The sequence below is a fragment of the uncultured Salinicola sp. genome, assembly GCF_937921195.1.
In the GTDB taxonomy this organism is placed as follows: Bacteria; Pseudomonadota; Gammaproteobacteria; order Pseudomonadales; family Halomonadaceae; genus Salinicola.
The window spans coordinates 1-13,941 of the sequence record NZ_CALFQK010000087.1 but is presented as its reverse complement, the minus strand read 5'-3'; the positions used below and the strand labels follow the sequence as shown (position 1 = coordinate 13,941).

14 protein-coding genes are annotated in these 13,941 nt (G+C 64.6%); 9 read left to right on the top strand and 5 right to left on the bottom strand.

Annotated features, from left to right (window positions below; translation table 11 throughout):
- Positions 1 to 40: 40 nt before the first annotated feature.
- Positions 41 to 760, top strand: a complete 720-nt coding sequence (locus Q0602_RS07525; RefSeq protein ID WP_110598559.1) for a response regulator transcription factor — start codon at positions 41 to 43, stop codon at positions 758 to 760.
- Positions 761 to 1,030: 270 nt separating this feature from the next.
- Positions 1,031 to 2,665 carry an ATP-binding protein gene (locus Q0602_RS07520; protein WP_295039287.1) on the top strand — a complete coding sequence of 545 codons (1,635 nt, stop codon included), beginning with the start codon at positions 1,031 to 1,033 and terminating at the stop codon, positions 2,663 to 2,665.
- 42 nt (positions 2,666 to 2,707) lie between these two features.
- On the opposite strand, the gene Q0602_RS07515 is transcribed toward Q0602_RS07520, so the two are convergent.
- Positions 2,708 to 3,640, bottom strand: a complete 933-nt coding sequence (locus Q0602_RS07515; RefSeq protein ID WP_295039289.1) for a LysR family transcriptional regulator — start codon at positions 3,638 to 3,640, stop codon at positions 2,708 to 2,710.
- A gap of 125 nt (positions 3,641 to 3,765) precedes the next feature.
- Between Q0602_RS07515 and metE the strand changes: the two genes are divergently transcribed.
- The 3 genes from metE (at position 3,766) to Q0602_RS07500 (ending at position 7,958) form a co-directional block, all read left to right on the top strand.
- Positions 3,766 to 6,054, top strand: a complete 2,289-nt coding sequence (metE, locus tag Q0602_RS07510) for a 5-methyltetrahydropteroyltriglutamate--homocysteine S-methyltransferase (RefSeq protein WP_298841083.1) — start codon at positions 3,766 to 3,768, stop codon at positions 6,052 to 6,054.
- Positions 6,055 to 6,400: 346 nt separating this feature from the next.
- Positions 6,401 to 7,189, top strand: coding sequence for a COG3650 family protein (locus Q0602_RS07505; RefSeq protein WP_298841080.1), 789 nt, complete (start codon positions 6,401 to 6,403; stop codon positions 7,187 to 7,189).
- A gap of 160 nt (positions 7,190 to 7,349) precedes the next feature.
- Entirely contained in the window at positions 7,350 to 7,958 is a 609-nt protein-coding gene (locus Q0602_RS07500) for an NAD(P)H-dependent oxidoreductase (protein WP_298841077.1), read from the top strand.
- 70 nt (positions 7,959 to 8,028) lie between these two features.
- On the opposite strand, the gene Q0602_RS07495 is transcribed toward Q0602_RS07500, so the two are convergent.
- Entirely contained in the window at positions 8,029 to 9,054 is a 1,026-nt protein-coding gene (locus tag Q0602_RS07495; RefSeq protein WP_298841073.1) for a metal-dependent hydrolase, read from the bottom strand.
- Positions 9,055 to 9,225: 171 nt separating this feature from the next.
- Between Q0602_RS07495 and Q0602_RS07490 the strand changes: the two genes are divergently transcribed.
- The 3 genes from Q0602_RS07490 to Q0602_RS07480 all read left to right on the top strand — a co-directional run bounded on the left by Q0602_RS07490 (position 9,226) and on the right by Q0602_RS07480 (position 10,895).
- Positions 9,226 to 9,666 carry a VOC family protein gene (locus Q0602_RS07490; RefSeq protein ID WP_295039298.1) on the top strand — a complete coding sequence of 147 codons (441 nt, stop codon included), beginning with the start codon at positions 9,226 to 9,228 and terminating at the stop codon, positions 9,664 to 9,666.
- Positions 9,667 to 9,670: 4 nt separating this feature from the next.
- Positions 9,671 to 10,144, top strand: a complete 474-nt coding sequence (locus Q0602_RS07485) for a TspO/MBR family protein (protein ID WP_298841069.1) — start codon at positions 9,671 to 9,673, stop codon at positions 10,142 to 10,144.
- 64 nt (positions 10,145 to 10,208) lie between these two features.
- Positions 10,209 to 10,895: a uracil-DNA glycosylase family protein gene (locus tag Q0602_RS07480; RefSeq protein WP_298841066.1), complete on the top strand. Its 687-nt coding sequence runs from the start codon at positions 10,209 to 10,211 to the stop codon at positions 10,893 to 10,895.
- Between the two features lie 8 nt (positions 10,896 to 10,903).
- Here the strand turns inward: Q0602_RS07480 and Q0602_RS07475 are convergent, their stop codons facing one another.
- Positions 10,904 to 11,305: a DoxX family protein gene (locus tag Q0602_RS07475; RefSeq protein ID WP_298841063.1), complete on the bottom strand. Its 402-nt coding sequence runs from the start codon at positions 11,303 to 11,305 to the stop codon at positions 10,904 to 10,906.
- A 283-nt stretch (positions 11,306 to 11,588) separates the two neighbouring features.
- On the opposite strand from Q0602_RS07475, the gene Q0602_RS07470 reads away from it, so the two are divergent.
- Complete coding sequence (locus tag Q0602_RS07470; protein WP_298841057.1) at positions 11,589 to 12,728, top strand: GGDEF domain-containing protein; 1,140 nt, start codon at positions 11,589 to 11,591, stop codon at positions 12,726 to 12,728.
- Between the two features lie 59 nt (positions 12,729 to 12,787).
- On the opposite strand, the gene Q0602_RS07465 is transcribed toward Q0602_RS07470, so the two are convergent.
- Both Q0602_RS07465 and Q0602_RS07460 read right to left on the bottom strand, forming a co-directional pair.
- Positions 12,788 to 13,495, bottom strand: a complete 708-nt coding sequence (locus Q0602_RS07465; RefSeq protein WP_298841054.1) for a phosphatase PAP2 family protein — start codon at positions 13,493 to 13,495, stop codon at positions 12,788 to 12,790.
- A gap of 173 nt (positions 13,496 to 13,668) precedes the next feature.
- A partial coding sequence (locus Q0602_RS07460) for a hypothetical protein (RefSeq protein WP_298841051.1) occupies positions 13,669 to 13,941 on the bottom strand: 273 nt, incomplete at its 5' end.

Here is a 13,941-nt window from a genome sequence, read left to right as displayed (position 1 = left end):
AAGACCGTGGTATGCAGGGTTTCGAGGCCAACTCAAAGGGATGGATGACAGCTTGGACAGCACTGCACATCAAGATCGCGTATTGATCATCGAAGACGACGAGCGTCTGGCACATCTGACGCGTGAGTATCTGGAGGCGAACGGGTTCCAGGTCGGGCTGGAGCACGATGGCGCGCATGGCGTGGAGCGCATCGTCGAGGAGCAGCCGGACATGGTGATCCTCGATCTGATGTTGCCCGGCGAGGATGGCCTGTCCATCTGCCGGCGGGCGCGTCCGCACTATGCCGGCCCCATCCTGATGCTGACGGCACGCACCGACGACATGGATCAGGTCCTGGGCCTGGAGATGGGGGCCGACGACTACGTCCCCAAGCCGGTTCAGCCCAGGGTCCTGCTGGCGCGCATGAGGGCGTTGATGCGCCGCGCCGACAGCCTGGTCTCTTCCAGTGGGGCGACGCGCCTGACCTTCGACAATCTGGTCATCGACAGCGCCACTCGCGAAGCCTGGCTGGAGGAGGAGCGGGTCGATCTCACCAGCGCCGAGTTCGATCTGCTCTGGCTGCTGGCCGACAATGCCGGCCGCGTGCTGACTCGCGAAGAGATTTTTTCCCAGCTGCGCGGCATCAAATACGATGGACAGGATCGCTCCATCGACGTGCGGGTCTCGCGTATTCGTCCCAAGATCGGTGACGACCCCAATCACCCCCACCGCATCAAGACCGTGCGGAGCAAAGGGTATCTGTTCGTGAGAGATAGCTGAAGCGGACCGGCAGCGGTCTCCGCTCGAGTTTCCCCGCGCCGTGATCCCGGCCGGTTCCCGGGCTATCGCGATCGGCACTGTCGCGCCTCGGCTTGCCACGCCCCGCGGGGGCGAGAGGCCGACCGTCGGGGCGCCTGCTGAGCGCGGGGCCCCGGGTGCCGTGCGGCGGGCATCGATCGCCTCCTGCAGAAAGCTCCCGTCTCCCCCGAGGGGCGGGCGACACTAGCCTTTCTGGCCATCCACGAAGCCGATTGCCGCGCGAGATTCAACATGCGTCGTTCCTTTACCGACAGCACTTTCTTTCGGTTCTACGTGTCGTTGCTGGCGGCACTGGTCATCACCTTCGCGCTGGTCCTGTTCGGCTTCCTGATGGTCGACAAGGTGCGCCAGGAGCACTATCGGGAAAATCTCGTCAGCGGCCCATTGGCGCTGCTTTCCGACCTCGTCTCCCGCCAACCGCTGTCGCAGCGGGACGACTGGCTGGCATCGATGGCATCGACGCTGGGCATGCCGTTGGGGCTGTTCAAGCTCGAGGACCTTTCACTCAACTACTTCGAGCGGGCTCGCCTGCGCGAGAACCGCCCCGTCATCGAGTCGACCGACAAAGGCTGGCGCTCGCTCTATCAGTTGCCGCACTCCAAGTGGGTACTGGCGGCACGCATCAACAGTCTTAACGAGATGCAGCTTCGCGGCATCACCGAGGTGTTGCGGAGTTGGCTGAGCGGCGAGACGGAGGAGATCCAGGCTCGACGCTTCGAGCGGGTTAAACGGCAGTTCCACGTGCCGCTCGGTCTCTATACCGAGCCACCGACGGATGTCGACCCCATCCAGGCGACGCGACTCGACGCCGGCGAGGTCGTGGTGCGTCTCGAGACAGGGCTCAGCGCGCTCTATATTCACGCCAGGGTCGGGCCGGATCGGTGGTTGCGAATCGGTCCACTGCCCAGTTTCGAATCGATGCCGCTGTCGCTGGCGCTGGCGCTGCTGATCATGGTGCTCTCGACCCTGGCCGGGGCCATCTATCTCATCGTATGGGGCGTCGAAGGCCGCGTGGGCAGGCTGGAGCGTGCCGCGACGCGGATTGCCGCCGGGCATCTCAACTCGCGGGTACGGGTCGACAGCAACGATTTCGTCGGCCGTCTGGGCATGGCGCTCAACGGCATGGCCGCGCAGGTGCAGTCGCTGCTGCGCAGCCAGCAGGAGATGATTCGCGCCGTCTCCCACGAGTTGCGTACGCCGGTGGCACGCATTCGCTTCGCGGTCCAGATGCTCGAGGATCTCAGCAAGGATGAGAGCGCCCAGCGCCAGCTGGCGGGGATCGACGAGGACATTTCCGAACTCGATCGATTGATCGACGAAATCCTCACCTACGCCAAGCTCGACAGCGAGAACGCACAGGGCGTCACGCTCAAGACGGAGAGCATGGAGTGCCGTGCGGTCGCCTGGCGAGTGCTGGACACGCTGAGCCCGCTGCATCCGCATCTCGAGCTCGGCGTCGCCGATGGCGAGGAGCTAGAGGTGGAAGCGGAACCGCGCTATCTGCAGCGCGCGGTGCAGAACCTGGTCGCCAATGCCTGCCGTCATGCCGAGAGTCGGGTCATGGTGACGGTCCACCGCGAGCCGAGAGCCGTCCGGATCGATGTCGAGGACGATGGTCCTGGCGTGCCGGAAGAGAAGCGTATCGCCATCTTCAAGCCATTCGCCCGACTGGACGACAGCCGAACGCGGCGCTCCGGCGGGTACGGACTGGGGCTCTCCATCGTGCAGAAGATCATGGCCTGGCACGGGGGGAACGTCGTGGTGGACCGCAGCGCCAGCCTGGGGGGCGCCCGGTTCAGCCTGCTGCTGCCGCTCCATGGGAGAGAGGCGATTCACCCGCTGAACTTCGACGAGGATTCGACCTGAGTACGACGACACGCCTTCCCATCCCGTATCGCGCTGCTTCGTTCAGGCGGGTTCCGTCGAACCCGCCGGCTTGATGCCGCTGAGTACCGCAAACGACGTATCTCTTGCGGTGCGAATGAAGTCCTCCATCCACGGTAGCGACAGATTGTCCTCCCGGACCGCCGCGTATAGCGTGCTCCACACGCCGTCCTTGCCCAGTGGCAGCGCCTTGACGTAATCGCGCTCCAGATACTCCGTCAGCGCCCAGTTGGGCAGGGCGCACACGCCCCGCCCGCTGGCCACCAGCTGCATCATCATCACCGTGAGCTCCGCGCTGCGAATCTCCCTGGGCCGTGCGCCGACCGGGTCGAGAAACTGGGTGAAGACATCCAGCCGGGAATGGTCCACCGGATAGACGATGAGCGTTTCCTCGGCCAGATCCGCAGGCTCGACCCAGCTTCGGGTCGCCAGGGAGTGCTGTTTGGCCACGGCCAGCAGGCCCTCGTAGCGAAACAGCGGAGCATAGTGCACCCCCGGCAGCGGCTCCGGATTGTCGGTGATCACCAGGTCGAGGGCTTCGCGGGTCAGCCCGGGCAGCAGGTCGAAATTCTGGCCGCTGGGGATGTCGACCTCGACTTCCGGCCAGTGATTGCGGAAGTGATCGACGGTCGGCATCAGCCACTGGAAGCAGCTATGGCACTCGATCGCCATGTGCAGGCGTCCCTGTTCATGACCCGCCAGCCGGGCCAGGTCCCGCTCCGCCAGTCGCAACTGAGGCAGTACCTGTTCGGCCAGTGTCAGCAGGCGCTCCCCGGCCCGCGTGAACGACACCGGGCGCGTCTTGCGCGTGAACAGCGGCATGCCGAGACGCGACTCCAGATCCTTGATCTGGTGGGAAAGCGCCGATTGGGTCAGGTGGACGCGCTCCGCCGCTTCGACCAGGGAACCGGTATCGCGCAGGGCGATCAGCGTGCGGAGGTGGCGGAGTTCGAGCATGCTATGAATTTTGCTCACGTTGAGGATTAGATAAACGCGTTTGATTCAGGGTGCGCTGCCGGGGACACTGCCCGCCAAGCCATGATCTCCCTCATTCTAACCGCTAACTCCGAGAGACCCTACACATGACCACCCTGGTGCATACCCTGGGCTACCCGAGAATCGGTGCTCATCGAGAACTGAAGAAAGCCGTCGAAGCCTACTGGAAAGGTGAACTCGATCGCGATGGACTCGAACGGGAGGGGGCGCGCCTGCGCAGGGCGCACTGGCAGGACCAGATCGACGCGGGTCTGGACTTCGTGACGGTGGGCGACTTTGCCTTCTACGATCAGGTGCTCAACGCTTCCGTGCTGATCGGCGCCGTTCCGCCACGCTTCGGTGGCATCGACGGTGAGGTCGATCTCGACACCAGTTTCCGGATGGCGCGTGGACGCGCGCCCAGTGGCGAGCCGGCGGCGGCGTGCGAGATGACCAAGTATTTCGATACCAACTACCACTACCTCGTGCCGGAGCTATACCGGGGGCAGACGTTCCGTATCGCCAGCGAGCGGCTGTTCGAGGAGGTCGCCGAGGCCAGGGCCGAAGGGCATCCCGTCAAGGTGGCGCTGACGGGGCCCGTCACCTGGCTGTGGTTATCCAAGGCCAAGAGCGACGGGCTCGAGCGTCTCTCGCTGCTCGACGATCTCGTCGCCACCTACGACGAGATCCTGGGTCGCCTGGCAAGCGCGGGGGTCGAATGGGTGCAACTCGACGAGCCGGCGCTGGTTCAGGACTTGCCGGGCGAGTGGCAGGGCGCTTTCGAGTCGGCTTACCACAAGCTGCAGTCGACCCCGGTCAAGCTGCTGGTGGCAACCTACTTCGGTGGTCTCGGCGACAATCTGGGGTTGGCCGTTTCGCTACCGGTCGAGGGGCTGCACGTGGATGTGGTGCGGGCGCCGCAGCAACTGAACGCGGTGCTCGACCGGCTACCGCCCTACAAGGTGCTCTCCGTGGGCGCCATCGACGGCCGCAACATCTGGCGTGCCGATCTGGCCCGACTTGCCGGCGAGCTCGAGGATGCCAAGGCACGCCTGGGAGACCGCCTGTGGCTGGCGCCGAGCTGCTCGCTGCTCCATGTCCCCGTCGATCTGGACAACGAAACCAGGCTCGATCCTGAACTGAAGAGCTGGCTGGCGTTCGCGCGGCAGAAGCTCGGCGAGGTGGTGACGCTTGCCCACGTGCTCGACGGTACCGAAACGGAAACGGATCGCCAGCGCGTCGAGGACGCCAGCCGGGCCCTGTCGGCGCGCCGGGAGTCGCGGCGTATCCACAAGCCCCGGGTCGCCGAGCGTCTGGCCAGGGTGGGCGCCGCGGACACGCGCCGTGCCAACGTCTACCCGATACGTGCCACCGCCCAGCGAGAGCGCCTCGCCCTGCCGCTGTTCCCGACGACGACGATCGGTTCCTTCCCCCAGACGCAGGAGATCCGTGCGGCACGCCGTGACTTCAAGCGGGGCATCCTCGACGTGGCCGACTACGAAGCCAGCATGCGAGAGGAGATCGCGCGGGTCGTCGAGCGCCAGGCGCAGTTGGGGCTCGATGTGCCGGTGCACGGCGAGGCCGAGCGTAACGACATGGTCGAGTACTTCGGCGAGCAGCTCGACGGCTTTGCCTTTACCCAGAACGGCTGGGTGCAGAGCTACGGCTCACGCTGCGTCAAGCCGCCGGTGATCTTCGGCGACGTGGAGCGGCCGGAGGCGATGACGGTGCGCTGGAGCGAATATGCCCAGTCGCTCACCGACAAGCCGATGAAGGGCATGTTGACCGGTCCGGTCACCATTCTGCAGTGGTCGTTCGTGCGCGACGATCAGCCGCGCGCCAAGACCTGCCGTCAGATCGCGCTGGCGCTGCGCGACGAGGTCGCCGATCTCGAGCGGGCGGGTATCGCGATCATTCAGATCGACGAGCCGGCACTGCGGGAGGGGCTGCCGCTGCGCCAGGCCGAGTGGCAGGCGTATCTCGACTGGGCGGTGGAGTGCTTCCAGTTGAGCGCTGCCGTGGCCGCCGACGAGACCCAGATCCACACCCACATGTGCTACGCCGAGTTCAACGACATCATTGGCGCCATCGCGGCCATGGATGCCGATGTCATCACCATCGAGACCTCGCGCTCCGACATGGAGTTGCTGGATGCGTTCCAGCACTTCGACTACCCCAACGAGATCGGACCCGGGGTCTACGACATTCACTCGCCGAACATCCCCGAGCGCGCCTGGATGGTCGATCTGATGGCCAAGGCAGCGGAGAAGATTCCGCCCGAGCGACTCTGGGTCAATCCGGACTGCGGCCTCAAGACGCGCGGCTGGGCCGAGGTGGAACCGGCGCTGGCTAACATGGTCGAGGCGGCCCGGGAGCTGAGGCAGCGCTACGCCTGAGGCGAGTGTCGAGGGATGAACGGGTTCATGGTCTGGCCCGCCGGTACGCCTGGCATGTTAGGCTGGACGTTGCGCCGCGAGACGACCTCGCGGCGCTTTTTTTATGACGGCTATCCGAGGGTGTTTACAAAACAGGCGAACGAAGACAAGGCAAGGCGAAATTGGACGAGAAAGCGGAATTTACAGGGCGTAAATGAGTATTTGACTCGCACCGCTCGCCCTTCGGGCCGTCCTGCGGACGTTCTGAACTGAAGTTCGGTGAGGTCAATTTCAACGCCGCATTGTCGAGTGCAGCCCTTTGGTAAACACTCTCTTCGTGTCCAGACACCTCTCGGGAACCTTGCTCATGTCCAACGCGCTCCAGGCTGGCAAAGACCGCCGCGCCTTCCTCGGTCGTTATCGCTCATCGCTCCGCTGGCTGGCGTTGCCGGCCGCTTCGCTCCTGCTGACGGCGTGTGCCGGCGGCGGGCAGCACCAGGAGATGAAGCCCACCGCGCCCTCGGGCCTGGCTGCGCTCAAGTCGCCGCTGATGCCGAGTGCCTTCTTCGCCGATGGCGGCGAGACGTTCACCGCCTGGCGCTGCACGCCGTCCCAGGATCTGGTCACCACCACGCCCGACGACAGCCGACTGCGATTGTGGACCGCCCTGGGCGAGACGGAACTGCCGAGCGCCGTGGTGGGCTCCGGCTCCCGCTACGAACTCGGCGGGGTCTCGTTCTGGCGTCAGGGGCGCGATGCCCGTGTCGAGAGCGACAACGGCCGGCTGGTCTGCACGCTGGCCAGCGAGCGCCAGACGACGACCCGCAAAGCGCATCCGGACACCATCTTCTACGCCAGCGGCAACGAGCCCGGCTGGAACGTCTCCCTCGACCGCAACAGCCATTCTCTGACGCTGGTATCCGATTACGGCCAGGCCACCGATACGTTCGATTATCGTGTCGCCTCGGTGAAGAACGGCGGCGATGCGCGCATGATCCTGGTCAGCGACAGCGGCCAGTATCCCATGGAGCTCGATCTACGCGCTGGCGCCTGTTTCGATGACATGAGCGGCCAGCCATGGCCGGTCAGGGTGACGCTGCGTTACGGGGAGCGCGAGTTCCAGGGGTGCGGGCAGGGTGTCGAGGCCGGCCGCTGAGCGACCAGAGCCATGCGGCGACAACGAACGAAATTATCGAATGCTCGATGCTATTTTTAGCGATTTTCATTTCATGGAGTGCAATGAATAATCCCAGCAACGCTTGCCGGTCATCGTCGGCATCTTGGTTGGGTATGACTTCAGCATTGGAGACGGCTTCGTGACACGACGTGTTCTTCTCATCACCAGTTCCATTTTCGGCGAGGGTGGCCAGTCCCGGGCGCTGGCGGAATCGTTCAAGGCTGCCTTGCAGGGGCGTGACGTCGAGTTGACCGAGCGCAACGTGGTCGAGCAGCCGCTGCCCCACCTGACCGGTGCCGAGATGGCGAGCTGGATGACCGATCCTGCCGAGCGCAGTGACGAGCAGCGACAACTAGCGCAGGTATCGGACGAGTTGCTGTCCGAGATCGATGCCTGCGATCTCCTGGTGCTGGCGGTGCCGCTCTACAACCTGGGCATTCCGAGCCAGCTCAAGTCATGGTTCGACCGCATCCTGCGCGCCGGCAGGACCTTCCAGTACACTGCCAATGGCCCGGTAGGCCTGCTGGAGGGCAAGTCGGGGCTGATTCTGGCGGCTCGCGGTGGCATGTACGCCGGCACCGAGATGGACTCGCAGACGCCCCACCTCAGGCACATGCTGGCCCTGATCGGCATCAAGGACGTCGACGCCATCTACGCCGAGGGCCTGAACATGGGCGACGAACGCAAGCAACAGTCGCTGACCGAAGCCAAGCAGGCGATCGGCCACTACGTCGACTCGCATTTCTGATCGTCGGATCGCGCTCCAGCGTCGACCAGAACCGCCCGCCATCGATGGACGATAGCGGGCGGTTCTCGTTTCACTCGGGGGCGGTGATCGGCTCCACCCGCGGCGAGGTGATTCGCGCCAGCAGACGTTGCATGACGGCCCGCTCCGGCCGGCCCGAACTCGAGCGCTCGCTGGCCATGGGCTGCCACTTGCCGTCATCACCGCGTTCGGCGATCGAGAAGGTGAAGGGGTGGGTTCCCGGCACGCCCAGGCGAATATCGGTGGCCAGCAGTCTCTCCCTTCCCGCCTCCCGGCGGATGTCGTAACGCAGGAACGGGCCGCTGAACCAGGCCAGGCGCCGGCCATCCCGTGTCCGCTGTGCGGCCTCTTGCCATTCGTCGCCCAGTGGCCAGGGTGCCAGCGTCGGCGGGCTGTCGCCGTCCAGCAGGCTGACCCAGCCTTCGTAGGCCGCACCGTCATGAATGACGGTGACGCGCCACAGCAGGGTGGTGAGGGGGGCCGGTTGAACCAGGATGGGGTCGTCGCTCATGCCCCGCTGGGCCAGGAAGGGCGCGATCCGTTGCTCGACGAACGCCTGGGCACCCAGGCTGAAACCGATGTAAAGACACGAGACTCCCAGTAGCGCGGCCAGGAGCCGACGGGCAGCGGGGCGTATGGCGAAGACGATCACCCCGATCAGCAGGGGCAGCGTGTAGAGCGGGTCGATGATGAACAGCGTATGCCAGCTGACCGGCCGCAGCGGGATCGGCCACAGCAACTGGGTGCCATAGGTCGTGAAGGCATCGAGTAACGGGTGGGTCGCCAGGCAGAGGGTGAACAGCCACCACCAGTGCCAGAATGAGGCGAGATCGCGCGTGCGTGACCATCGCGCGGCGAGCCCGGCGCAAAGCGTCGCGACACCGGTCAGCACGATCAGCGAGTGGCTGAAGCCGCGATGGCGGGTGTAGTCGGCAACGGCGTCTCCGTAATCGATCAACACGTCGAGATCCGGCAGGGTCCCGAGGGCGGCCCCGATCAACAGCGCGCGCCGGCCGAGTCGAGGCATGACCACACCGCCGATGGCGGCGCCCAGGCAGGCTTGGGTAACGGAGTCCATACGATCTCCTTGTCGGGGCGTTCGTGAGTGAAGGGAGCTGCCGAACGTCGCAGTTTGTGCGAGGTTGGCTGCCACGTCGACTCGAACGTGGCGAGGGGGCGTCATTCACCGATCGGCGCTGGTGGTCTACCATTGGATGGTCCAACACACTGACGAATCAGGAACAAATTCATGGAATACCTGCATACGATGGTTCGCGTCGCCGATCTCGACGCGTCACTGCATTTCTACTGCGACTTGCTGGGCCTGCAGGAAGTATCACGCAAGGAGAGCGAGAAGGGGCGTTTTACGCTGGTCTTCCTGGCCACGCCCAACGACACGCCGCGCGCCAAGACCGAGCAATCGCCGATGGTCGAACTGACCTACAACTGGGATCCGGAAACCTACACCGGCGGTCGCAATTTCGGCCATCTGGCCTATCGGGTCGATGATATCTACGCACTCTGCGAGAAGCTGCAGGCGGGTGGCGTGACCATCAACCGGCCGCCACGGGACGGGCACATGGCGTTCGTTCGCTCCCCCGACGGCATTTCGATCGAACTGCTCCAGAAAGGCGAGGCGCAAGCCCCGAAGGAGCCCTGGGCTTCGATGGAAAACAGCGGCAGCTGGTGACGCCGTGAATCGCTCGACACGCATCTTCCTCGGCTGGCTGCTGCTGGTGGCGATCGCTGCCAGCAGCGGCATCCTGGCGCCGCCCGGCGAGTGGTACGCTGCGCTCGCCAAGCCGCCCCTGACGCCACCGGACTGGCTGTTTCCGGCGGCCTGGACGCTGCTCTACCTGATGATGGCGGTCGCGGCGACGAAAGTGACGTTGGCGGCACCGCCCGGTGCACGTCGGTCTGCCGTGGCGCCATTCGTCCTCCAGCTCGTCGCCAACGGCCTGTGGTCGTGGCTGTTCTTCGCCGCGCACTGGATGCTGATCGGGCTGCTGGACCTGCTGCTGCTGTGGGGGTTGATCGTGTGGACGATCGTGACGTTCTCCCGCCATTCACGCTTCGCCGCCGGCTTGTTGGTGCCCTACCTGATATGGGTGAGCTTCGCCGCCTATCTCAACGCGGGGGTTCTGGTTCTCAACGCGCCATGGAACTGATCTCGCGGCGATCCCCGGCAGCCACGGCTCCCCGTCGCAGCGGCCGGACGCTTCAGGAGCCATCATGAGCCAGGCAACACGATCGATACCCGCCGATATCGAACACGCCATGCGCCGCGAGGCAGCCGAGCTCGAGCGGCTGGATCGGGAGGTTTATCGCCAGTACGACCGCGATCCTCTGGCGCCAATCGTCGGCCTGGGGCCCAGGCAGGCGAGGCTGGCCGTCTTCGGGCGCGACCCCGGCAAGCGAGAGGTCGAGATAGGGCTGCCGTTCGTCGGTGCCGGTGGGCAGAAGGTCCGTGAGGCGCTCTACCGGCACCGGCATGGACGGCCGATGCCGGATTTCGACGCTTCGCTGGAGGTGGGGGAGGATCTTTACTGGATCAACACCGTCCCCTACAAGCCGCTGGGCAACAAGGCCTGGCCGATGGCGGTGAAGCGGCGGTTCCAGCCGCTGATAGCGGCACTGCTGACGCAGCAGTGGTCCGGCGAGCATGTCATCACGCTCGGACGGGAAGCCTTCCACTGGTTCGGGATCGGCCAGTCGCGCGAGATTCGCGATGGGCTGGAGGCCTTCTGGTCCCGGGAGGATCGCTTCACCGCGACCTGCGTCACGGAGCTGACGCTATCGACCGGCGAGTCCAGACGCTTCACCCTCGCGCCGCTTCCACACCCCTCGCCACTCAACCAGCGCTGGTTCAAGCGCTTCCCCGAGCTGCTGGACCGGCGCCTGTCGGCGCTGGGGGCCTGAACCGCTGCCTAGTCCGGGCGGGCCGCGATGCGTCCGCTTCCCAGGAACATGATCGCCAGGGCGCCGAACAGGAACATGCCCTGCAGTTCCAGCGTCCATCCCCCCTGGCTGTTCAGCGTCCACAGCTGCGAGGTGTGGACCAGTATCAGCGCCACGATCATGTTGACTGCCATCAGTAGCCCGCCAATGCGCGCTTGCCAGCCGACGATCGCCATCAGCGGCGCGACGATCTCGCCCACCAGGGCCCCGTAGGCGATGAAGGAGGGCAGCCCCATCCCCGACAGCTGATGGGCGATGCCATTGAGGCTGGTCGGATCCATCAGCTTGCTGACGCCGTGCAGCAGTATCAGGACGCCGACGCACAGACGCAGCAGAAGCTTGCCCAGATCATCGTTTTGCAGGAAGCGCATAAGGGGTTCCGTATTGTCCAAGGTTCCAGTGCCTTATCGGCGCGCATAGGCTAACAGACTTGCGCGAGATTCGTGGCGCGAGGATATTGGTATCGTTTTGTAAGCGTGGGACTACACAAGCCATGGCGATTCTGACAATGTCCCCGATCACCGAAAACGGTGATACCTGAATCGAGTCTCTGGTGAGAGGGAGTCTTGTCAGTCGGATCGATGTTTCCACTGGCGCCGGCCCGAGCAGAGTCCTCGTCAAAGGGTCCTACCCAAGCACAATAACGAGTCGCAAATGCGGAGCCAGTTCTTCTCTCTTTGGCGAAAATGCACCAAGGCACCCGACTCCCTCCCGGCGGAGCGTCGGCGCAGCTTCGAGATCATGGCCGAAATCTATCTGCTGGCGCTCTGCGTGCAGTTGATGCTCGCTCCCATGCTGTTTCTCGTTGGCCGTCCAATCCTCGGCTGGCTCAATCTGGTCTGTCTTGCAGGCTACGTGGTGGCGCTGTTTCTGCATCGCCGGCTGTTCGTGGCGACCGCGCTGGCGGTCAAGCTGAGCACTTTTCTGATGTTCGTCATCGTCGGTGTCGTCGTCACCGCCAATCAGGCCAGTCTGGTCTACTTCCTGCTGTTTGCCGAAGTCGAAATGATGCTTGCCGACCTCAGGCGTCGCACCAAGGTCATCGCGACCGGCTGTCTCGTCGCGTTCTCTCTCGGTGTCCTCCATCTGCCCCCGTTGCCCGGCACGCCCCTGCGTACCTCCGGCGTCGATACGTTTCTTGCCGAACTGGGCCTGGGACTGGTCTTCATCATGCTGTGCATCGTGATCCTGCGCATGCTGGCGATCACCGACCACCATGAGCATCGCTACCGACGCGATGCCATGCATGACTCGCTGACGCGGGTACTCAATCGACGCGCGATCTTCGAGCGGGCCTCCAACTACTGGAAGACCAACCGCGAATTTGCCGTGGCGCTGGTGGATGCCGACCGCTTCAAGGAGATCAACGACAACCACGGGCACTCGGCCGGCGATGCCGTACTTCGCCACCTGGCCGGCCTGCTGCGGGGGACGCTGCGCAGTGACGACAGCGTCGGCCGGGTCGGCGGAGAGGAGTTCCTGATATTGTTGCCCGATGCCGGCAAAAGCCAGGGCATTGAAGCCGCCATGCGCATTCGCGATCGATTGGCGCGTCATCCCTGCCGGCTCGACGGCACCGCATTGCCGGTGACGCTGTCGATGGGAATCGCCACCTCCGAGGAGGGGCTGCATCTGCGCGACCTGATCGAACTGGCCGATCGGCGACTCTATGCCGCCAAATCCGCCGGGCGCGATCAAGTGGTGGCCGAAGGACACGCCGATGCCGCGACATCACGCAATTCGCAGCGCCTCGCCCAGGGGGTCGAACGGGCGCTGGAGGCGGATCGCGTCTGACGGGAGTCGCGACCGGATGCTCTGCTTCGGGACGCGCCGCCGGATGCCGTCAGCGCGGGTCAGCGGTTCAGTGTCAGTCGCGACAGCCCGCGCTGGACCAGCGTCGCCATGGTGGTCGCCACCGGTGTGCACAGAACCCACGGCAGGGCGAGCAGCGCAATGCTGAGCGCGCCCATGTAGACATCGCTGAACCAGTGCGCTCCGACCATGATCCGGGGGGCGCTCAGCAGTAGCACGAAGGCTACGCTCCAGGCGGCGGTGCGGCGATCGGCAAAGCGCAGCATGAATCCGGCGAAGATCATCAACATCAGCCCATGGTCGCCGGGGAAACTGTTCGACGCCGAATCCTTGGTGGGTATCGAGACGATATCCGTGAGGCGGGCGGCGTGCTCGAAGAATCGTGTCGGGCTGGGGTGCCCATAGGTGATGGCCTTGTTGGTCACGATCGCGATGACGCCGGCGGTCAGCAGCATCGTCACGCCGATGCCGAACCAGCGCCGCAGGCGGTCGGGACGCGGATCCCGGCGCATGGCGATGGCGAACAACACCCCCATGACGCCGAACGACGCGGCGTCGAAGAAGCGCGTGTTGAGCAGCGCCAGCAGATCGTCCCATAGTCCGTTTTCCGGCGTGATCCACTGGTTGAAGGCCCAGAAGATCCTGTCGTCCAGGTCGGTCCAGGGCAGCCCGTGGGGCAGTGCCCAGCTCAGCAACAGCAGAAGGCCGGTAACGTTGAGCCCTAACAGGCGTTTCCATTGTGTGTTCATACGTCGCTCGCAGGTGAGTCGTCTGCGACGATTATAGTTTAAGCATTTTATAAGGAACAGTGTTCTATAACTGGCGTGGGTTTCGCCGCGTCGGGGCTGACCTCCTCGTCATGAAAAGCCCCCGACGAATGGCGGGGGCTGGGCGGTTGCGGGTAGCGCTTGCCGGCCCCGGATCAGTCGAGTTCGGCGATCTTGTTGCGCTGCTCGACCAGGTGCTGGCGTGCTGCCAGGTACTCCTTGAGCTTGCCGCGTTCCTTCTCGACCACTGCCTCGGGCGCCTTGGCGGTGAAGCTTTCGTTGCCGAGCTTCCTCTCGATGCCGACGATCAGCTTGTCCTGCTTGTCGATCTCCTTGGCGAGACGCGCAAGCTCGGCCTCCTTGTCGATCAGGTCGGCCATCGGCACCAGCACTTCCATGTCGCCGACCAGTTGCGTCGCCGACAGCGG